The 20,109-nt window shown below is 45.5% G+C and carries 14 protein-coding genes and 1 other annotated feature; of the genes, 13 read left to right on the top strand and 1 reads right to left on the bottom strand.

Annotated elements, in window-relative coordinates; all coding sequences use genetic code 11:
* Positions 1-105 precede the first annotated feature (105 nt).
* From K3F53_RS14895 to K3F53_RS14885, 3 genes are read left to right on the top strand one after another with little or no spacing between them, the layout of a single operon-like run.
* Positions 106-1,812: a LysM peptidoglycan-binding domain-containing protein gene (locus tag K3F53_RS14895; RefSeq protein WP_220559082.1), complete on the top strand. Its 1,707-nt coding sequence runs from the start codon at positions 106-108 to the stop codon at positions 1,810-1,812.
* 18 nt (positions 1,813-1,830) lie between these two features.
* Positions 1,831-2,817, top strand: a complete 987-nt coding sequence (locus tag K3F53_RS14890) for a hypothetical protein (RefSeq protein WP_057897863.1) — start codon at positions 1,831-1,833, stop codon at positions 2,815-2,817.
* The gene (locus K3F53_RS14885; protein WP_057897864.1) at positions 2,817-3,824 is read left to right on the top strand and encodes a phosphotransferase; all 1,008 of its coding nucleotides are present in this window, start codon (positions 2,817-2,819) and stop codon (positions 3,822-3,824) included. The genes K3F53_RS14890 and K3F53_RS14885 overlap by 1 nt, the downstream gene beginning before the upstream one ends.
* Before the next feature lie 25 nt (positions 3,825-3,849).
* On the opposite strand, the gene K3F53_RS14880 is transcribed toward K3F53_RS14885, so the two are convergent.
* Positions 3,850-4,032, bottom strand: a complete 183-nt coding sequence (locus tag K3F53_RS14880) for a hypothetical protein (RefSeq protein ID WP_057897865.1) — start codon at positions 4,030-4,032, stop codon at positions 3,850-3,852.
* A 420-nt stretch (positions 4,033-4,452) separates the two neighbouring features.
* Between K3F53_RS14880 and K3F53_RS14875 the strand changes: the two genes are divergently transcribed.
* The 10 genes from K3F53_RS14875 (at position 4,453) to K3F53_RS14830 (ending at position 20,100) form a co-directional block, all read left to right on the top strand.
* Positions 4,453-5,835, top strand: a complete 1,383-nt coding sequence (locus K3F53_RS14875; protein WP_057897866.1) for a cbb3-type cytochrome c oxidase subunit I — start codon at positions 4,453-4,455, stop codon at positions 5,833-5,835.
* Positions 5,836-5,855: 20 nt separating this feature from the next.
* Positions 5,856-6,350: a cbb3-type cytochrome c oxidase subunit II gene (locus K3F53_RS14870; protein WP_057897867.1), complete on the top strand. Its 495-nt coding sequence runs from the start codon at positions 5,856-5,858 to the stop codon at positions 6,348-6,350.
* A 22-nt stretch (positions 6,351-6,372) separates the two neighbouring features.
* Complete coding sequence (locus K3F53_RS14865; RefSeq protein ID WP_057897868.1) at positions 6,373-6,795, top strand: c-type cytochrome; 423 nt, start codon at positions 6,373-6,375, stop codon at positions 6,793-6,795.
* 320 nt (positions 6,796-7,115) lie between these two features.
* Positions 7,116-8,324: an ABC transporter permease gene (locus tag K3F53_RS14860; RefSeq protein WP_057897870.1), complete on the top strand. Its 1,209-nt coding sequence runs from the start codon at positions 7,116-7,118 to the stop codon at positions 8,322-8,324.
* Positions 8,324-8,995 carry an ABC transporter ATP-binding protein gene (locus tag K3F53_RS14855; protein ID WP_057897871.1) on the top strand — a complete coding sequence of 224 codons (672 nt, stop codon included), beginning with the start codon at positions 8,324-8,326 and terminating at the stop codon, positions 8,993-8,995. The genes K3F53_RS14860 and K3F53_RS14855 overlap by 1 nt, the downstream gene beginning before the upstream one ends.
* 155 nt (positions 8,996-9,150) lie before the next feature.
* Positions 9,151-9,380: a binding site (T-box leader), on the top strand.
* 89 nt (positions 9,381-9,469) lie between these two features.
* Complete coding sequence (locus tag K3F53_RS14850) at positions 9,470-12,130, top strand: valine--tRNA ligase (RefSeq protein WP_057897872.1); 2,661 nt, start codon at positions 9,470-9,472, stop codon at positions 12,128-12,130.
* 7 nt (positions 12,131-12,137) lie between these two features.
* Complete coding sequence (locus K3F53_RS14845; RefSeq protein ID WP_082705883.1) at positions 12,138-13,466, top strand: bifunctional folylpolyglutamate synthase/dihydrofolate synthase; 1,329 nt, start codon at positions 12,138-12,140, stop codon at positions 13,464-13,466.
* Positions 13,459-14,874, top strand: coding sequence for a UDP-N-acetylmuramate--L-alanine ligase (gene murC, locus K3F53_RS14840; RefSeq protein ID WP_236781961.1), 1,416 nt, complete (start codon positions 13,459-13,461; stop codon positions 14,872-14,874). The genes K3F53_RS14845 and murC overlap by 8 nt, the downstream gene beginning before the upstream one ends.
* Positions 14,875-15,050: 176 nt before the next feature.
* Positions 15,051-17,003 (top strand): methyl-accepting chemotaxis protein, encoded by a 1,953-nt coding sequence (locus tag K3F53_RS14835; RefSeq protein ID WP_220559081.1) that lies wholly within the window; start codon positions 15,051-15,053, stop codon positions 17,001-17,003.
* 202 nt (positions 17,004-17,205) lie between these two features.
* Positions 17,206-20,100 carry an Ig-like domain-containing protein gene (locus tag K3F53_RS14830; RefSeq protein ID WP_057897875.1) on the top strand — a complete coding sequence of 965 codons (2,895 nt, stop codon included), beginning with the start codon at positions 17,206-17,208 and terminating at the stop codon, positions 20,098-20,100.
* Positions 20,101-20,109 lie beyond the last annotated feature (9 nt).

Here is a 20,109-nt window from a genome sequence, read left to right as displayed (position 1 = left end):
CAGTATTTTGTCGTGTAAAAGTTTCCGTAGGAAATGAGCATATCCCTCTTTTTTTTTCTATATATTTTAAGGAAAGCAATTTAGAGGAGGGAGGATTTCATCAACATGCAAAACAATCGAGCCGCCATTTTGACGTTTCCGGTGCAACATTCGGTTTTTATTTCTCCTGATCAGAGTGAAATTGAACAAATTGATGAGATAGAATTGACACCTCACATTCAAATTCAGGAAACGGTGGATGAGGTTATCGTTTCAGGTTATCTGAAATTAGAAGGGAAATATGTCGGAAAACCGCCCAAATTTCCAGATATTCCATCGAATGAAAAGGAAATGCCTGTAACTGGTTACGTGGATTCTGTTGTATTTAATCCATTTGCTATGAACCCGGACGATTTTGAAGAGGAGAGTGAACGAACCACATTTATAGAAAAAATTCCGGTTCACATTTGCATTGCGCGCAGCAAAATCGAAGACATAGAGCAAATGTATGCTTCGATTTTGTCCTTTGACTATGAAATCCAATCCACACGCAAATTATCTATTATCGCCGAATTGGCATTGAACGGGGTAAAAAACGCAGGTTTCGCAAGCTCTGCCACTGAAGAAACAAAACTGTTGCAAACGAAATTTGAGTATGTTGCTTCCCATCAAGAAGCCGAAGAGACGCAAGAAAGCGAGGCATCATCCCGTCCAGCTGATGACAAAGGAGAAGAAGATTCCACGCAATCTGAGGCCACCCCTGCGATATTCATTCCAAAAGAAGAACAAGCTATAGCAGAAACGGATAAGGAAGATGATGTTGTACAGGAAACAGATGCCGCGGCTCCTCCCCAACCGACTATCCAATCAGTAAAGATGGAAGAAGGAAGAAAAGACGAGGAGATAACTGAACCATCAGTCGAAGCCAAGATGATGAAAGAACAGCCGGTTCAGGCAGAGGCGGTGAAAGCGGAAGAGCAGCCGGTTCAGGCAGAGGCGGTGAAAGCGGAAGAGCAGCCGGTTCAGGCAGAGGCGGTGAAAGCGGAAGAGCAGCCGGTTCAAGCAGAGGCGGTGAAAGCGGAAGAGCAGCCGGTTCAAGCAGAGGCGGTGAAAGCGGAAGAACAGCCGATTCAGGCAGAGGCGGTGAAAGCAGAAGAACAGCCGGTTCAGGCAGAGGCGGCGAAAACGGAAGAACAGTCGGTTCAGGCAGAGGCGGTAGAAAAGACTATACAAGCGAATGGAACGGAAGAAGAAGCAAGGTCACACACGCCGGAAACGAAACAACAAGAAACGGATGTACAAAGTACAGAAACAGAGGCAGAGCTTACCGAAGAGTCTGCATCCGTGACTGTGCCCGATGTTCAAAGCAAGGCGCACGACGAATGTAATGAAGAAAAAGAGAACCGCGCCGAAGAAAGAGAAGAAGCAAAAGTATCCATTACGTTGAAAGGTACAAAACGTGACCCGGTTACCGTTACGACGCCATTTTTGTCTTCTTATGGACAGCGTGGAGAAAATGAAGCAATAGAGAGAAGTGCCGAAGAGGAAGAAGCGGTTGAAGAAGTAAGGGACGAAGAAGAAGCGCCAGGGGAAGAAGAAGAAACACTAGAAGAGGACAAAAAAGGCAGCGCGTTTTATTTGATGTCGTTCATGAAGCAAAAGGAAGAGAAGTTTACTCGTTTAAAAATGTGCATTGCACAACAGGATGAAACGTTAGAGGAGATTGCGGAAAAATACAATGTAAGTGTGATAGATATCGCTCAAGCGAACGGATTGCATTCAAGCGCAACCGTAGCGAAAGGGCAAGTTCTTTACATTCCTGTTAAAGCTTAGCGGCAGAGGGGGAGAAAGATGAAACTGCAACATGAGACATTACGCAGTCATCTGGAAGAATACCCTTTTGCTGTTATTGAAGTGAAGCAGGAAAAGAACGATTGGTATGTGCTATCCGACAGAGGCAAAAAGCGTATCACTTATTGCACAGATGAAAACTTGCTACGTTGGTCGCATCATTGGCGCGAGTGTTTGGCTGCCAGTGGATTCCGGTATGTGGAACGTTATATAGCGACAAGGAGCGGCACGCATTGGATTTCTGATGATACTGGTTGCTATGCGTTGTCCGATTACTGGGAAAAGGACGATTCGTGGGTAAGGCATCCGTTCTGGCAGATGGAAGGATATTCTGTGCTTGGTATGCTTCTTGCCCGTATTCATGCCTGCTCTGACTACAAAATCAGGATCGTTCCCGGACGCTATTGCACAAAAGGAATACTTACTGAAGCAGCCTTAAGGAATAGTTATCGTTATCTGGATACTATAATGCAAAATCTTTATAACAGGAAAAGCGCTGAGGAAAAATGGCTATTTTACAATCTCTCCCGCACAGTGGAAAGGGTGAGGATGGCGGAGGCATTATACGTAGCAAGCGGGGTGGAACATGATGCAACCCCGCTTTCGTTTGCGTATATGGAGCTGGCTTCTCTTGTGCGCTGGGAAGGAGTATGGTACATTACCGGACTGCATGCACCCGTGCTTGCGCGGCGACATGAAGATACGCTTTCATTGCTTGAGCAAATCTGGCGTGCAGGCGGGGCGGACGGTGTGCAGGCGTTTCTTTCCGCATACGCGGATGAGCGTAGGTTGACAGTAGAAGAAAGAAATTATTTGCTTTCACTGCTGGCTTATCCATTACCTGTTTTATTGCGAATAAAAAGCGCAACCTCCCTGAAAGATGAACAAGAAAGCATTGCTACCGGCTTTCGGCTGCAATATCAAAGGGAACAATTGCTTGCATGTGTAATGGAAATGCACGGGTTATGCGGGGAGGGAAGCGACTGATGGAAAACATAGAGCAGCGGACAAAGCATGTATTACATGAATATGATTTACGCCTGCATAATCTTGTCCAGGAGGGGCAAAACCGCTGGAAAGCGGAAACAGACTGCGGGAGTTTTTGGCTTGAGGTAACGCATGAACACCCATTGCAGCTGAACTTTGTCGCTTCTTGGCTTCGCTATCTTTCGGCGCGCGGTGTGCGAAGCGTGATTCCTTTTTGTCTTACGAAATACGGAGAGCCCTGCGTGGTTACGTATGAAGGAACGTATTTGCTGCTTCCCTGGATTGAACAGATAGCTATGATCAAAGATTTGCCGGATTGGGATATAAAAGTATTAAAAGAGATGGCACGCATTCATAAAATAAGTGCGGAGGCCGGGGAACAATGGCGGGGATATGCTCCGGTTTCGCTTAGACAAGTTCGGCAGCGATGGGAAGAAGGAATCGCGAGAATCGAAGAGATAGCAGAAGCCGGAGGAAAAAGAAAGACTGCTTCCGCGTTTGAAAGAGCAGTAAGAAATAGCGCGGAGCAGGTTCGGCAATTTGCCGAGTGGGGCATACAGGAACTGGAGAAGGTGGCCGTGAGTAGCGATGTTTTACATTTATCCCGCGCCCTGTGTCACGGACGCGTCCATAGCAGGAATATTCTTGTCGGAGCCGGGCGACAGATCTATTTTATCAATTTTGAGCGTGCTAATTTCGATACGCCGGTGCGGGATGTAACGCTATTTTTCCGCCGTTATGGACCTGCTTGGGAATGGCGGAAAGGAAAGGGGAGGGAGTGGCTGTACGCCTACGAATCGGAGAGATGTCTTACGAAGGGAGAGCGAAGACTTCTAGCGTGTTATCTTATGTATCCGGAGCGGCTGATGGAACTTGCGCGCAAATATGTGCGCGCTTCAAAGGAACGGCGAGAGCAAATGGAACAACAACAAGTCCTAGCATGGAAGAAGCATCTCCGGCTTTTGCCAAAGATGCATGAGTTCGCTTTGGGAATCGAACAAAATTGAGCCGCAAACAAGCGACGGTTGCGGCTCATATATAATCAAGTAAAATGGCGGCGTATATCAGAATAAGTAGCGACAGCAGCACCACATCAAATGAAGTTGGAAACAGGATCGTGCGAATGAATTGGAACACGATAAAAGGAATAATGAGCTGCAAAGCACCGAAGCGAATTTTTAGATAGAACGGGTGGTAACGCCAGCGTCCTTTCATTTTTGCTAGGCTCCTTTCCATGCTTTTTCCTGCTTCCAGTATACGTCTCTTTCTAATAATAGGTGCGCGTCTACCGTTACTTTCCTAATACTACAAAGAAAAAAGAGGAGCAAATAAGGCTCCTCTTTTTATAGTATATATAATTCAAATTTTTGTAACGAAGTTGACAAATTTTTTTGATAAATGATCGTTGATCCCGAGAAGTAGGCGATATATCCTAAAATCGTAGCAGGGAGTAGTCACTAAGATATACTTTAACAACATTATCTCATTGTTTAACTTGTATGTCAAGTTAAAACTATCCTTATATTGTTAAATTCCATTATTTATATTTTGTGGGGGTTTTAGTATGTTGTGAAGGAAGAGGTATTTTTTAAGCACAAGGTAATTTCTTAAACAGTAGAGGGGGAGGTTGATAACATGTTAAGTAATGCTCCATTCAGTAGCGCGAAGAATTTCTGGTACAGTGCGATGTTCTGGCTCATCATTTCAATGATCGCCGGGCTTGTTGTGGCGATCAAGCAAATTTACCCTGACTTTCTGTACTTCCCAGGGGCGGATGCTCTTAATTTCGCGTTAACTTACGCACACATCCGCATCATCCATACGAACGGGGTTTTGCTCGCATGGTTGTCCATGGCGATGGTCGGCGCTATGTTTTACATTATTCCGAAGCTTACGCGCACGCAGCTGTGGAGTGAAAAATTGGGCAACATAACGTGTCTGATTTGGAACCTGGCGATCGCTACAGCTGTTGTCGTTATCTGTATGGGATATTCTACCGGCGTGGAATATGCGGAGCTGCCGTTATTCCTTGATGTGGGCGTTGTTCTCTTGTGTGTGCTGATATCGGTTAACCTGTTTATGACGATTGCGAAACGCCAGGAGAAACAGTTATACGTTTCGATTTGGTATTTTATCGGCTCTTTGATCTGGTTGCCGCTCGTTTATACGGTCGGCAATATCCCATCTTCCCTTATTGGCGGCGCCGCGCAAGCCAACATGAACTGGTTCTATGGACATAACGTTCTTGGTTTATGGTTTACAACAGTGGGGATAGGTCAAATCTACTACTTACTGCCGAAATTAACAGGTAAACCGTTATACAGCCATAAGCTTTCACTTATCGGTTTTTGGACAATTGCCACGATTTATGTGTGGAACGGCCCCCATCATCTGGTAAACGGTCCAATCCCGGTATGGTTGATGAAAGCGGGCATTATTCCTTCCGTTCTTTTAATTATTCCGGTTTGGACAGTGCTTGCCAACGTATTTGGTACAATGCGTGGCATGTGGTACAAAGTATCCGAAGACGTAAACATGAAGTTTCTTATTACGGCTTCCATTTTCTATTTGATGGCGTGTTTGCAGGGGCCTTTTCAATCATTGATGCAGGTAAGCGCAGTCGTTAAATTTACGCACTGGGTTGTCGGTCACGCGCATATGGCTCCATTTGCTGCTTTCTCATTTGTTTGCTTTGTGACGATTTATTATGCCATCCCCCGCCTGACGGGCCGCAACATTTATAGCAAAAGATTAATGAATCTTCATTATTATTTTTCTGTTATCGGCTTTTTGATGTTTGCTTTCACGCTCTGGATTGCGGGCGTTATTCAGGGTTTTGCGTGGATGGAGGGAAAACCATTCATGGAAACGGTTCAGTCCGTGCGTTCGCTTATCATCTGGCGGGCGATTGGCGGCACGATGATGATTATCGGTCAGTTCTTCTTCGTATTTAACATTTGGAAAACCGTGAAGTCCGGTACGAAATTTGCGACGGGGAAAGAACGTGTCGTTGCTTAATTTACGACAGGGAGGGGACGATGGTGGAAAGAAATGCATTAGCTATTTATCTTGCTGCGATTGTGCTTTTTATGATGGGGACGTTTGCGACGATTATCTTGCCGTTTTTCGATAAAGAGATGATGATGCCAACAGCGAATGCGGAAGCGCGCGATTACGCGCCGGATTCTCCAGAGGCGAAAGGGCGCCAAGTATATATTGAGAATGGATGTAATACCTGTCATACACAGGTGGTCCGTCCGGTGAAGGCCGATTTGGCGATGAATATTGGACCTGTAACTGTACCTGGTGATTACGCAAATGACCGCCCACATTTATTCGGTTCTAACCGCACAGGCCCGGATTTGATGTGGGTGGGCGCACGCACAAGCAAAGAGTGGCATATCGAACATTTGAAAAATCCGCAAAAAATAGTCCAAGGTTCCATTATGCCTAAGTATGATTATTTGAGTGATGAGGATATGAATAATCTTGTTGCGTACTTGATGAGTTTGAAGCCGGCTCCGGCGAAGTAACCGGGGAGGAGGAGGCGATAATATGTCTGATAAGCACAAAAATCATGAACAGCACGAAGAGCATTATGATGAAGTCATGGGAATGAAGCAAGGACACGGAAAAGTACCTCGTTTCCTAATTATTACGTATGCCGTGTTAGCCGTTTGGGCTGTCGGGTATGCGCTGACCGCCAAAGGGATTGATGAACGTCCGGCCGGTGGAGAAGCGGCACAGGGCGTAAGCGTGGAAAAAGGAAAAGGACTTTCCGGACAGTGTGTAGCTTGTCATGGTGCCGATCTGAAAGGCGGCATGGGGCCGTCTCTTTATGGCATAGTAGATAAGCTAAAGCCTGAAGGCGTGAAGGATGTTCTAACCAAAGGACGGGGCAGTATGCCAGCGTTGGGAGCTTCCTGGACGGAAGAGCAGAAGGATTCCATGGTTGAATTCCTGAAAACGTTGAAATAAATGAAAAAAGACCAGATAGGCCTTTTTCTGGTCTTTTTTGTTTTTCATAATCTCAGTGATATAATAAATGGAAAATATGAAAAAGAGTGGTGGGCAAGCATGCTGAACAGCGTACAGATTGTTTACTATATTCTCTGGTTTACGGTCATTGGAGGTCTGCTCTTCATGATGGTTAAAATCCTATCGTCGCGCGATTAACATAACAATTTGAGTGAATTTCATATTATACGTTTGGCTTGATAACGGCGGTTCAAAGCGGGTCGTATTACCGCATGAATATCGAGCGCCGAATGTGATGCATATAAGAGGTGCGAACAGCAATGAAGAAACTTTCCACGGTAGCCTGGCGTAGTCTTAAGCGAAAAATATCGCGCACCGTACTGCTTTCGGGAAGCGCTGCCATTACCGCTTTTATTTTGTTTGCAAGCTATTTTTTTGTTCTTTCTATGGAGCGAAGCATCGAAGCGAGTTCCAGCCGCTTGGGCGCCAGCTTAATGGTCGTGCCCAAGGGGTTCGGCGGTCAGGCAGGCGATATGATTATTTCCGGAACACCGACCAAATTTTATATGCCGGAAAGCATACTTGATAAAGTGCGTACCATCAGCGAAGTGGAAATTGCTTCTCCTCAGCTTTATCTGGAAACCGTTTCGACGGTATGCTGTCAGACGGCAGGGAATTTTCCGGTAGTCGCCTATGACCCAGAAACTGATTTTACGCTGAAAAATTGGACAGCCGCAGACAAAAAAGTAGGGAAATATGATCTAATTGCAGGCGCGGAGGCGGGCGGCAAAAATTACATTTACCACTTTGACAATGAATACATGCAGGAATGGATTACGCTTTTTGGTAAGGATTTTATATTAAAAAACATGATTTTCCCTACGGGTATGGGAACGGACAGGACGCTGTTTATTACGCTGGATGCGGCGCGCGAACTAAATCATAAAGACAGCAAGCTTGATTTTCCGGAAAACTCTATTTCTATTATCCTTGTAAAAACAAAACCAGGAATGGAGGAATTTGTAAAGCGTCAAATTGAGCGGATGAACTTGGAAGTTGATGTGGTTAAAGGGAGCGGATTGCAAGAAACGGTAAACAAACAGATTTTTCCCGTGAAAATGATGAGCTATATGATGATTGGGCTTGTGCTTATTATGAGCGCACTGCAAGTAATGACCATGTTTACCGCGCTTATTAGCGAGCGTCGGAAAGAAATCGGCATGCTGCGTGCCATGGGTGCTTCCCGCGCTGTTACGTTCCGCTTACTGTTGATGGAAGCAGGTTTTGCCTCCGTGATCGGAGCGGCCATTGGCTCTTTACTGGCTGGCGCGGCTTTGTACGATAATCGGATTTTACTTTTGCAACTGTTACAGTTACCGATGCTGTTTCCTGATTGGGTGACCGGCTTTTTTATCGGCGCGGGCACAACGGCGGCAACGGCGCTGATTGCGGTGCTGGCTGCGTTCTTCCCCGTGCGCTCTACGTTAAAGCTACAGCCATATGAAGCGATTCGGGAGGGGGAGCAATAATGATTTCGCTTGAGAATATTCATAAAACATACCGCATCGGGCGCGAGCGGAAAGTTCATGCCCTTAAGGGCATAAGCGAAACGATTCATGCCGGCGAATTTGTCGCGGTTGTCGGACCTTCCGGTAGCGGGAAATCGACGTTTCTTGCGATAGCAGGACTTCTGGAGCGTCCGACAGAAGGGACGGTGCGTTTCGATGGCAAAGACGTTACCGGTTTGAGCGACAAGGAACGGACGCGCATCCGGGCAGAACAATGTGGCTTTGTGTTTCAGTTTCCAAGCCTTATCCCGACATTGAATACGCTGGAAAATGTACTTCTGCCGAAAACATTGTGCCGCACATACAAAAAAAGCGATGAAGAATGGGGACGGAATTTGCTTGCACGGGTAGGGCTGGACGATAAGCTGGACAATTTACCTTATCAATTGAGCGGGGGCGAACAACGAAGGGTTGCACTTGCCCGCGCGCTCATAAATAAGCCTGACGTGATTTTTGCGGATGAACCAACAGGGGCGGTTGATGAATATAATGCTATTATCATCATCGAACTTTTCAAAGAATGGAACGCTCAGGGCAGAACGGTCATTATGGTGACACACGATATGAAATTAGCTGCTGAAGCCGGTCGTATTATCCAATTAGAGCAAGGACGATTAAAAATCTCTATATGAAATGAATAGCAGAAGCTCTGTCATTTTGCTTTCCTTGTCAACAAAAAACGGCTTCATGTAAAAAAGGCAACAAGCACGAAAAAAAGACGGTGACAGCTTCGTATTGACTATTTTCTCACAAACTGGGTACAATGAATAATAAGTTTATAGCGATAGAATCAGCGATGAAGAGGAAGAGTATATTAGGATGCCATACCAGAGAGTGGGCCAGCGGTGGAAGGTCTGCATGGAAGTACTAATAGAAGGTAGCCTTGGAGCTGTCTGCCTGAACAGATAAGTAGGGTAGACCGGGATATCCCGTTATCATGAGAAAGCGAGCCGGCATGTAAAAAGCACGTGCAGGCTAACAAAGGTGGTACCGCGAACAAACTCCTTCGTCCTTTGGCTGGGCAGGGAGTTTTTTTTCATGTAGCAGAAGATTTTAGGTAAGCTTTCTATACTATTTATTTGGAATTTTTGATGGAGGTATTACGTATGTCGAATCAGCACAATCAAACTGAAATGCCGACGAAATATGAACCGAAACAGACGGAAGCGAAATGGTATCCGTTCTGGCGCGACAATGGCTATTTTAAAGCGGAGTGCAATCCGAAGAAACAGCCGTTCACGATTGTGATTCCGCCGCCGAACGTAACCGGGAATCTGCATATCGGCCACGCGCTGAACAATACGTTACAGGATATTATGATTCGTTTTAAAAGAATGCAGGGCTATAATGCGCTCTGGTTGCCTGGCATGGACCACGCCGGTATCGCGACGCAGGCACGCGTGGAAGGCAAACTGCGCGAAGAAGGTGTAACACGTCATGAATTGGGCCGCGAAAAGTTTGTGGAAAAAGTGTGGGAATGGAAAGAACACTATGCGAATGTGATTCGGGAACAGTGGACAAAAATGGGACTTTCCCTCGACTACAGCCGCGAGCGCTTTACGCTTGACGAAGGGCTTTCCCGCGCGGTGCGCGAAGTGTTTGTACGCTTGTATGAAAAGGGCCTTATCTATCGCGGTAAATATATTATTAACTGGGATCCGATGACCCGTACAGCACTTTCCGATATTGAAGTGGAGTACAAGGATGTGCAGGGCGCGCTCTATCATATGCGCTATCCGCTTAAAGATGGCACAGGTTATATCGAGGTAGCAACGACTCGCCCGGAAACGATGCTTGGCGACACCGCAGTCGCTGTACATCCGGAAGATGAGCGCTATAAGCATCTAATCGGCAAGACGGTTATTCTTCCTATCGTTGGACGAGAAATTCCGATTGTAGCGGACGACTATGTGGACCGCGAATTTGGAAGCGGTGCCGTGAAAATTACGCCGGCTCACGATCCGAATGACTTTGAAATCGGACAGCGTCATAACCTGCCGCAAATCCTTGTCATGGACGAAGCGGGCAAAATGAATGAAAACGCGGGAGCTTATCAGGGACAGGACCGTTTTGAATGCCGCAAAAATATCGTGCGTGACCTGCAAGAACAGGGCGTACTGTTCAAAATTGAAGAACACACCCACTCTGTGGGGCACAGTGAGCGCAGCGGCGCAGTTATCGAGCCGTATTTGTCTACACAATGGTTTGTGAAAATGAGGCCGCTGGCGGAGCGCGCCATCGAGGCACAAAAGGTAAAAGAGGGCGTAACATTCGTGCCAGAACGCTTCGAAAAAATTTATTTGCACTGGATCGAAAACGTGCGTGACTGGTGTATTTCCCGCCAGTTGTGGTGGGGACACCGCATTCCGGCCTGGTATTGTGATGATTGCGGCGAAATGACGGTATCGCGCGAAGATATTCACAAGTGTCCGAAGTGCGGTAGTCAAAACATTAAACAAGATCCGGATGTGCTGGATACATGGTTTAGCTCGGCGCTGTGGCCGTTCTCGACGCTTGGTTGGCCGGATGAAACGGAAGACATGAAGCATTTCTATCCGAACGATGTACTTGTAACCGGTTATGATATTATTTATTTCTGGGTTGCACGTATGATTTTCACCGCGCTTGAATTTACGGATAAAAATCCGTTTAAGTATGTATTAATCACCGGTCTTGTGCGCGACGCAGAAGGGCGGAAGATGTCTAAGTCGCTTGGCAACGGGGTTGACCCGATGGAAGTTATCGACAAGTACGGCGCGGACGCGATGCGCTTTATGCTGGCGACAGGTTGCACACCGGGGAATGATCAGCGCTTCCGATGGGAACGTGTGGAAGCGGCGCGAAACTTCGCGAATAAGATTTGGAATGCGTCCCGCTTTGCGTTGATGAACATGGAAGGCTTTACGTATGAAGATATTGATGTGACCCGGAATCTTGGGATAGCAGATAAATGGATTCTGCACCGTTTGAATGAAACGATTAAAGATACGACCCGTTTGCTTGATAGTTTTGAATACGGTGAAGTGGGCCGCGTGCTGTACAATTTTATCTGGGATGAATTGTGCGATTGGTATATCGAAGTGGCGAAGCTTCCGCTGTACGGCGATGACGAAGCGGCGAAGAAAACGACGCGTTCGGTACTCGCATATGTGCTTGATCAAACGATGCGTCTTTTGCATCCGTTCATGCCATTTATTACGGAAGAAATTTGGCAGCATTTGCCGCATAAAGGTGACAGCTTAATTGTAGCCTCCTGGCCAGAATACAAGCCTGAGCTAGAAAATCCGGCGTCTGTGAAGCAGATGGAACTTTTGATGGATGTCATCCGCAACGTACGCAATATTCGCGCGGAAGTAAATGTACCGCTTAGCAAGAAAATTGAACTGTTTATCAAAGCAAACGACGAAGAAACGCTCAGCTATCTTGAGGATGGTAAAGCGTATATTGAGCGCTTCTGCAATCCGGATGTGCTGAAAATCGGAACGGATATTCCGGCGCCGGAAAAAGCGATGTCAGCCGTCGTAAGCGGGGCAGAATTGTACCTGCCGCTCGCAGGCTTGATTGATATTGAACAGGAAATCGCTCGCCTCGAAAAAGAATTGAAGGTATTGGACGCCGAAGTGGAACGCGTGCAGAAGAAACTATCCAACAAAGGCTTCGTAGAAAAAGCGCCGGCCCATATTATCGAACAAGAGCGGGCGAAAGAAGCGGACTATCTTGAAAAGCAAGCCAAAGTAAAAGCAAGAATCCAAGAGCTCAGAGGGTGATGGTACGTTGACTGCTAAGTCGTTAGAACAGGCCCTTTCCTGGCTGGCCGGACTGGAGCGCTTCTCCGTCCGGCCTGGCCTTGAGAGGATGGAATATATGATGGAGCGCCTCGGGCATCCCGAGCGTCGCTTAAAGTTTATTCATATTGCCGGCACGAACGGAAAAGGTTCGACTGCTGCTTTTTTACAATCGATCCTGCGAAAAGCCGGGCATGAAGTCGGACTTTTTGTATCGCCTTATGTTGTTTCTTTCCACGAGAGAATTCAGCACAATGGAGAACCGATTGCGCCGGAAGATCTGCTTGCGCTTATTGAAAGAATTCGCCCGATCGTGGAAGAGATGAAAGATGCAGCATGCGGCGCGCCAACGGAATTTGAAGTCGTTACTGCGCTGGCGCTCCTATATTTCGCTACAGTGTCGTACCCGGATATCGTAGTTTGGGAAACCGGCCTAGGAGGAAGGCTGGATTCGACAAATATTGTCCATCCGCTCGCTTGCATCATCACTAATGTCGGTTTTGATCATATGAATATACTGGGAGGGGATCTTCACGCTATTGCCCGGGAAAAGGCCGGGATTATCAAAAATGGTGTCCCGGTTATTACCGGGAAAATGTCCGAGGAAGCGCTGGAAGTAATCGAAAGCGTGGCCCGTGAGCGAAAAGCTTCGCTGTATCGGGAAGGCAAAGAATACGAAGCGGTGAGAATCCGAAAGGGAGACAAAGAAATTCTTGATTTTAGCGGCACGTTTGGCATTTATAATAGGTGCGAACTCGGATTGGTCGGCGAGCACCAGATGCATAACGCCGCTGTAGCTGTAATGGCCTTGCAGGTACTTTCCAATTATTTTGCTCTCTATGTAGAGGAGGAGCACATTAGAACCGGTTTGCGTGAAGCAAAATGGCCCGGCCGTTTTGAAAAGCTTGCCGAAAATCCGGATGTAATTTTAGATGGTGCGCATAATGTAGATGGAGTAAAAGCGCTTACAAAAACGTTGCAGGACTATTATCCGGGTCAAAAAGTTTCTCTTGTTTTTTCCGCGCTCGTCGATAAAAATTACACAGAGATGGCAGAACTGCTTGCCCCTCTGTGCAAACAGGTGTGGGTGACGAAAACTGACCATCCGCGAGCAGCTGAACCGGAGGCGCTCGCTAACGCGTTCCGAACCGCCGGGCCTGATCTGCCCATTTATGCTATAACAGAATGGCAGGAAGCCTGGAGACGGGCACTACATACGGTTCATGAGCAGGATGTGCTGCTTGTGGCCGGATCTTTATATTTTATTTCGGATATACGAAACGAGTGGAAAGAAAACAGGAAAGCTGGTGATGAATAAGATGGACACTCAGGTGGAAAAACAGCAGGAACACAAGCGAGAACATGTTCATTTTATTGGCATTGGCGGGTATGGAATGAGCGCTATTGCCCGTGTCATGCTGGATATGGGATGTCATGTCACGGGCTCGGATGTAGCTCGCAAAGAGCTGACAGATAAACTGCAGCAAAAAGGAGCTCGTGTGTTCATCGGTCATCAGGCGGAAAATATCACGGGCGCGGATTTGGTTATCTATTCGACGGATATTCCGCAGGAGAATGTGGAATTAATGGCTGCGAAAGAACAGGCGATTCCGCTCATTCATCGTTCAAAAATGCTGGCGCGGTTGTTGAATGAGAAAAAAGGCATTGCGGTGGCAGGTGCGCACGGAAAGACAACAACCTCGTCCATGATTGCACTGGTCATGGAGAAGGCTGAAATCGATCCGACGTATATTATCGGCGGTGAAATCATGGACATAGGAAGCAACGCGAAAGCGGGCAGAGGCGAGTTTGTCGTGGCGGAAGCGGATGAAAGCGACGGCACGTTCCTCGAGTACTTCCCGTATATTGCGGTTGTTACCAATATTGAGCCGGATCATCTTGAAAATTACGATGGAGACTTTGAAAATTTAAAAAAAGCGTATCGTCAATTTCTTTCTCAAGTGAAAGAGAACGGGGCAGCGGTTGTATGCATTGACGATCAATATGTGACGGAGATGATTTCGGAAAAGAAGGAAAATGTATCGTTTGTTACGTACGCGATTAACAAAGAAGCCGATTATACTGCAAGCAATATTGAGCCAGGCGACCGTACGATTTCGTTCGATGTGTTCCATCATGGAAAATTGCTAGGCAGGATGAAACTCTCAGTACCAGGGCTTCACAACGTATATAATGCGTTAGCGACGACAGCGGTGTGCATGCAGGCCGGATTAACGTTTGAGCAAATTGCGGAAGCGATTATATTGTTTCGTGGGGCGAAACGGCGTTTCCAAGTCATCGGAGAAGTTAACGATATTCTCGTAGTAGACGATTATGCACATCATCCGACTGAAATTGAGGCAACGCTGGAAGCGGCCCGTTCAACGAATCGTCGCATTATAGCGATATTCCAGCCACAACGGTATACACGCACATTCTTCCTGCTGGATGCGTTCAGCCAAGCGTTTGGCGATGCGGACGAAGTCATTATCGTTGATATTTATTCTCCAGCAAATGATCCGGAAATTGAAGGTGTAAGTGCTGCAAGGTTAGTAGAACGGATTAGGGAGAACAGCAACCCAAACGCCGCTTATATTCCGACAAAGGAAAAAGTAGTGGAGCGGTTGAAGCAAGCCGTGAAGCCAGGCGATCTTGTCCTTACTATGGGTGCAGGAGATATTTGGAAAGTTGCGGAACAGCTAGTAAAGCATTTAAAAGAAGCATAGATATTTTCCGTTTTGTAAAAAATACAATTTCTTAAAAACGATAAAGAGCCTTTTTTCACTTTTACGAGCTGAAAAAAGGCTTTTTCTGTGGATAGAAAAGTTGACAAGAGGGAATTTTTTAGTAAAATCTTCTCTGTCATATCATAAAAAAGTAACAAAGAAAGAGGGTTCAATACATGAGAAATGTCTCTGTAAAAGTGAGGTTGATCATTTCTTTTTTACTAATCGTATTTATTTCTACTAGTTGTTTAGGATTTGTATCGTATAACGTAGCGAAGAAAGAGGTTATGGAGCAAATTTTATATAGTGGCCAAGAGAGCAATAAAACATTGAATACGTTTGTTAACGGAGTCATATATCCACAGGTAAAAAACATTGAGTTTCTGGCACAAAACATCAACTCTGCTGAAGTTGGAACAGAAGGTTTAAGACAACGATTGAACGATTTTCAATCTGCTCATTCCGAGCTTATCAATGCATTTGTAGGAAACGAGAATGGCTCTTATGTAAATGCGCCTAATGTAAAAATGCCGGATGGGTATGATCCGCGTAAGCGACCCTGGTATAAGCAAGCGATGGAAAATAAAGGGGAAGTTATTATTACAAATCCTTATCAAGCCGTTTCCGTAGATGCTGTAGTGGTAACAATTGCTAAAACAACGAAGGACGGCAAGGGAGTCGTAGGCATTGATTTAAATTTAAACCATTTAACAGATGAAGTGAAAAAGGTAAGAATCGGGAAAGAAGGCTATGCCTTTATTCTGGATGAGCAAGGTGAGGTGATTGTTCATCCGCATGAAAAGTATGGGTCTAAAGTCTCGGGTGTACAATATGAAGAGATCATGAAACAAAATTCAGGGGAACTTACATACATGGAAGGCGAGGAACAGATGAACGCCGTATTTTCCGTCAATCCTTTGACTGGCTGGAAAATTGCAAGTGTAATGCCCGAGTCGGAAGCCGAGCAGGAAGTGGCACCTATTTTTTACACCACACTTGTAGTAGTGCTTGTGTTTTTCGTGTTTAGTTTATTGCTTGCGTATATTGTCATCCGTTCCATTACTCAGCCTTTGCAAGATTTGAGGAATGTCGCCGAAAAAGTCAAAGAGGGAGACTTAACGTCCAAAGTTCAAAGCAAGGGCCGGGATGAGCTAAGCGTAGTGGGAACCAGTTTTAATCATATGATCGATTCTTTGCATTCTGTTTTGCAAACGATTAGCGAGAAATCTCATCTGCTGGCTTCTTCTTCGGAACAATTAGCTGCAAGCGCAGAGCAATCAAGTCAGGCATCCGAACATGTGGCGGCGATGACGCAAGATATAACGGAAGAAACGATACAGCAGACGAAGAGCATCGAGAAAGCTTCTTTATCTGTTGATGAAATGTCGAGGGGGATTCAACAAATCGCCGGAAATTCCCAAACGGTTTCTCTTGCCTCTTCTGAAGCGTTGGAGCGGACGGAAAAAGGAAAACAGGCATTGCAAACGATCAATGAAAATATGAGCATGATTACCGATAAAGTAGGAGAATTGAGCAAAGTTATCGAACGCCTTAGTGAACGTTCTAACCAAATTGGCAAAATTGTTGAAGTGATTACGGAAATCGCTAACCAGACAAACTTGTTGTCGCTAAATGCGGCCATTGAGGCGGCAAGAGCTGGGGAGCAAGGAAAAGGTTTTGCGGTCGTCGCCGATGAAGTGCGGAGTTTGGCTGAGCAGTCATCAAATTCGGCAGAAAAAATCAAAGCGCTCATTGCTACCATTCAGCAGGAAATGAAATATGCGGTTCAATCGATGACGGATAGTACAGATGTCGTACATAAGGGAATGCAAAATGTCCGCGAGGCAGACGAAGCATTTCGTTCGATTTTGCAGTCCATTACGGAAGTAACCACACAAGTTCAGGAAGTATCAGCGGCGGTGCAGCAAATTTCAGCCGGAGCGGAAGAAGTTATGCAAATCACGAAAAATGCCAAGTATTCTCAGGAACAAAACATGGAGAAAATGAGCAGCATTTCGAGCGCAATGGAAGAACAGCTTGCTTCCATGGAAGAGATTTATTCATCGGCCGCTGCGTTGTCAACGATCGCTGAAGAATTAAGAGATAATGTAGATAGGTTTAAAATGTGAAAAACCGGCCTTCTCTTGCCTTTACGACAAGAGAAGGCGTTTTTTATTCAAACTTTCGCGCTTCATTGTTGTTCCATTATTTCATAAATATGAAAGATAATATAAATGTATACACGGGAAAACAAAGTTGACAGTGATATGTATTGTGGTAAAATTTTCCCTGTTATATAGTAAAAATATAACAAGAGAGGGGAGGAAGAAGATGAGAAAAGCATTATCTATGGGACTGTTGTTTTGTATGATGTTTATGCTTTTTTTTACAAGCATTGGGAATGTTTCCGTACGTGCAGAAAATATTGCGGATAACGATGTAGCGTTCATGCAGTATAAAACGAAAATGCAGAAAGGGCACAAGGAAACGTTTACCGTCAATGTTGACCCGAGCAAGGCCGACGCCGTGCGCTGGTCGGTTTCCGATCCGAACGTTTTGCAGTTAAGTCATGACAGGGGGAATTCTGTTGAAGTGACTGCGCTGCAAGAAGGGAAGGCGACGATTACTGTATACTATGAAAAGGGAAGTAGAGGGGATCTTTCATTTCCTGAGCCTCCATCGAATGTAAAGAAAGAGAAACATTTAAAAGAATCCGGGAATCGTTCGCATCAGTATTCTTCCTTGTATGTGGAAGAAACGACAGAAATTAGCGGTAATGCTGATTTCACTGTAAACGATAATGGGTATTTTAGAGGAAACACCGCTATAAGCGGCAACCCTAAGGTGAACATCGGGAAAGATTCTTATTTTGAAACGGTGAAAATTAGTGATAACTCTACTACTACTGTTGGAGCAGATGCTTTTTTCTTTAAAAATCTTACGATTAGCGGGAATGCGGAGCTTACAATCGAAGGTGATGCTTATTTTTTGGATGATGTTGTAGTAAGCGGTCTTCCAAAAATTTGTGTGCGGGGAACCGTATATTATAAGAAAACAAAACCTAATGTTACATGTGCCAAAAACATTGAACCGATGGCTCAAACGAAGACTCTATCTGCAGCGATTACTGTAGAGGTAGGGCCGGCGGAGGAGCAATCACACATCGGACTGAATGGCACCATAGATCCGAAGCAGCAGACAATCGAGACGCAGGATGGGACGGCTGTAGGAGCCGTGAACGTTCAACTTACGCCGTACGGTAAGCCGACCGCCTCTGATTTGGTTCGTGAACCTGTCGATATTGTATTTGTGCTCGACCGCTCCGGTTCTATGGTAAGAAATGAAAACAAGATGGCGAAGGCGAAAGAAGCAACCAAGCACGCCATTGATTTGCTGGCCGATCACTCAGGCAGCAAAAGCGCAGATGATAGAATTGGGCTTGTTTCGTTTAGTACAGAGGCTGAAAAGCTAAGTGATTTAACTACTCATTTTGACACCGTAAAAAAGAGAGTGGAATGGGTTCATGCTGTAGGATGGACGAATTACTGGGCTGCCCTACATATGGCCAAGTCTATGTTTGCAAATAGTACGAACCGTAAGTATATTATCTTTTTAACCGATGGTGTTCCGACACACGGAAAGGGAAAAGATGGGGGAACAGAAGAATGGCAAATTGAAAAAGCGCTGCGGGATGCAGAGGAAGCAGCACGTGAACTGGCAGACAACTCGATTAAATTGTATTCGATAGGTTTTGGCAGAGATGTGCGCATGAAGAATCTAGAACGGCTTTCTTCTCTTACTGGCGGCGCTGCTTACGAAGGAACGATGGACAATTTAAAGTCCCTTTTCGCCCAAATTACAAATAAAATTAAGCAGATTTCCCTGGGGGAAGTCAAGGTGAAAGTGAAGCTGCCTTCTTCTGATGTACAGCTTGCGCCGGATACGGACGCAGTTGTTGATGAATCCGGCTATGTTACGATACGTTTCCCAGATGTGCCCTATACAGAGAATGGCCCTGCGATAGATGCGAACGAATTGAAAAAAGCGCTGAAATTGAAATTTTTAAAAGAAGGAACGTACTCTTTTACAGGTGTTTCTCTGTCATATAAAACGTTCAATGGCAATGTGGTAACGAAACCGTTAGAGGCGTTTACGATTACGGTCGTTCCGCAACGGATTCCGGTTAGCGGCATTGTCCTTAACAAGACAAAATTGGATATGGATATCGATCCTGACCCAAACACCGTTCCGGAAACGCATTGGACAGAACAATTAACTGCTGAAGTAAAACCGTCAAATGCTACGAATAAAAAGGTGATATGGAGTTCGACCGATGAATCGGTTGCTACGGTTGATGAAAATGGAAAGGTAACAGCCAAAGGAGTTGGAACCGCGCAAATTGTTGCCAGAACGGAGGACGGTGGCAAAGAAGCGCGCTGTAACGTTCATGTACGGTTGACGCCTTTATTTAAAGTAAAATCTGATGTAATCGGAGACAACGCATATGTGGTGATTCAGCCACAAAAAGATACAATCCTTCCGACAACGGCATGGTATGTTAAGGAAAAAGGCAAGTGGAAAAAGCTTACTGCAAAAAACGGATATTTTGAGAAGAAACAGATGGTCGTTGTTCTGGATAAAAAAGACGGTCAGCCGGTCAAGACCGATTTGGACATTTGGGCGGTTACATTAGATAAAACCGTGCAGGATGACAGCAACCCGGATGGTAGCAAAATACCTGAAGACAAACGACATGGTGAACGAAAAATAAGAAATGTGTTAGATCCAGAAGGAAATAAAATTGAAGATTATATAGAGCCGCTAGCGGAGATAGCAAAGTCACCGAAGGACAACCGCGCTGCCAGCGTGAAAGCAGGGTATAAGGTAAAGAAACTGCCCCAATTAGTACATTTGCGAATTGTAGATATGAGCATTATCCTGGAAAATACAAAGACGAAAAACACCCAATCGGTGCGACCGGAATTTACACCACCTAAAGAACTAAGTAAAGGCGATAAGGGGTGGGCTGTGCCGAAGCTTTTGAAAGCACCAAACGGCAAAACAGCAACGTATGATGTGAAAATAAAATTAATCATAACATTACAGTCTACCGAAGATTTTAATGTCGATAAAATTGATGCGGTAAAAGAAGAGGGATTGAAACAATTTACAGCGAGTAAAGATGCAGGAAAATTAACGATAAAAGGAACAGAAACTCTGCAATAAGAGGCAGCC

Origin of the sequence: Aneurinibacillus thermoaerophilus (assembly GCF_019603355.1) — a bacterium.
Lineage (GTDB): Bacteria > Bacillota > Bacilli > Aneurinibacillales > Aneurinibacillaceae > Aneurinibacillus > Aneurinibacillus thermoaerophilus.
The sequence above is the reverse complement of the archived record's forward strand: the minus strand, read 5'-3'. Positions and strand labels throughout refer to the sequence as shown.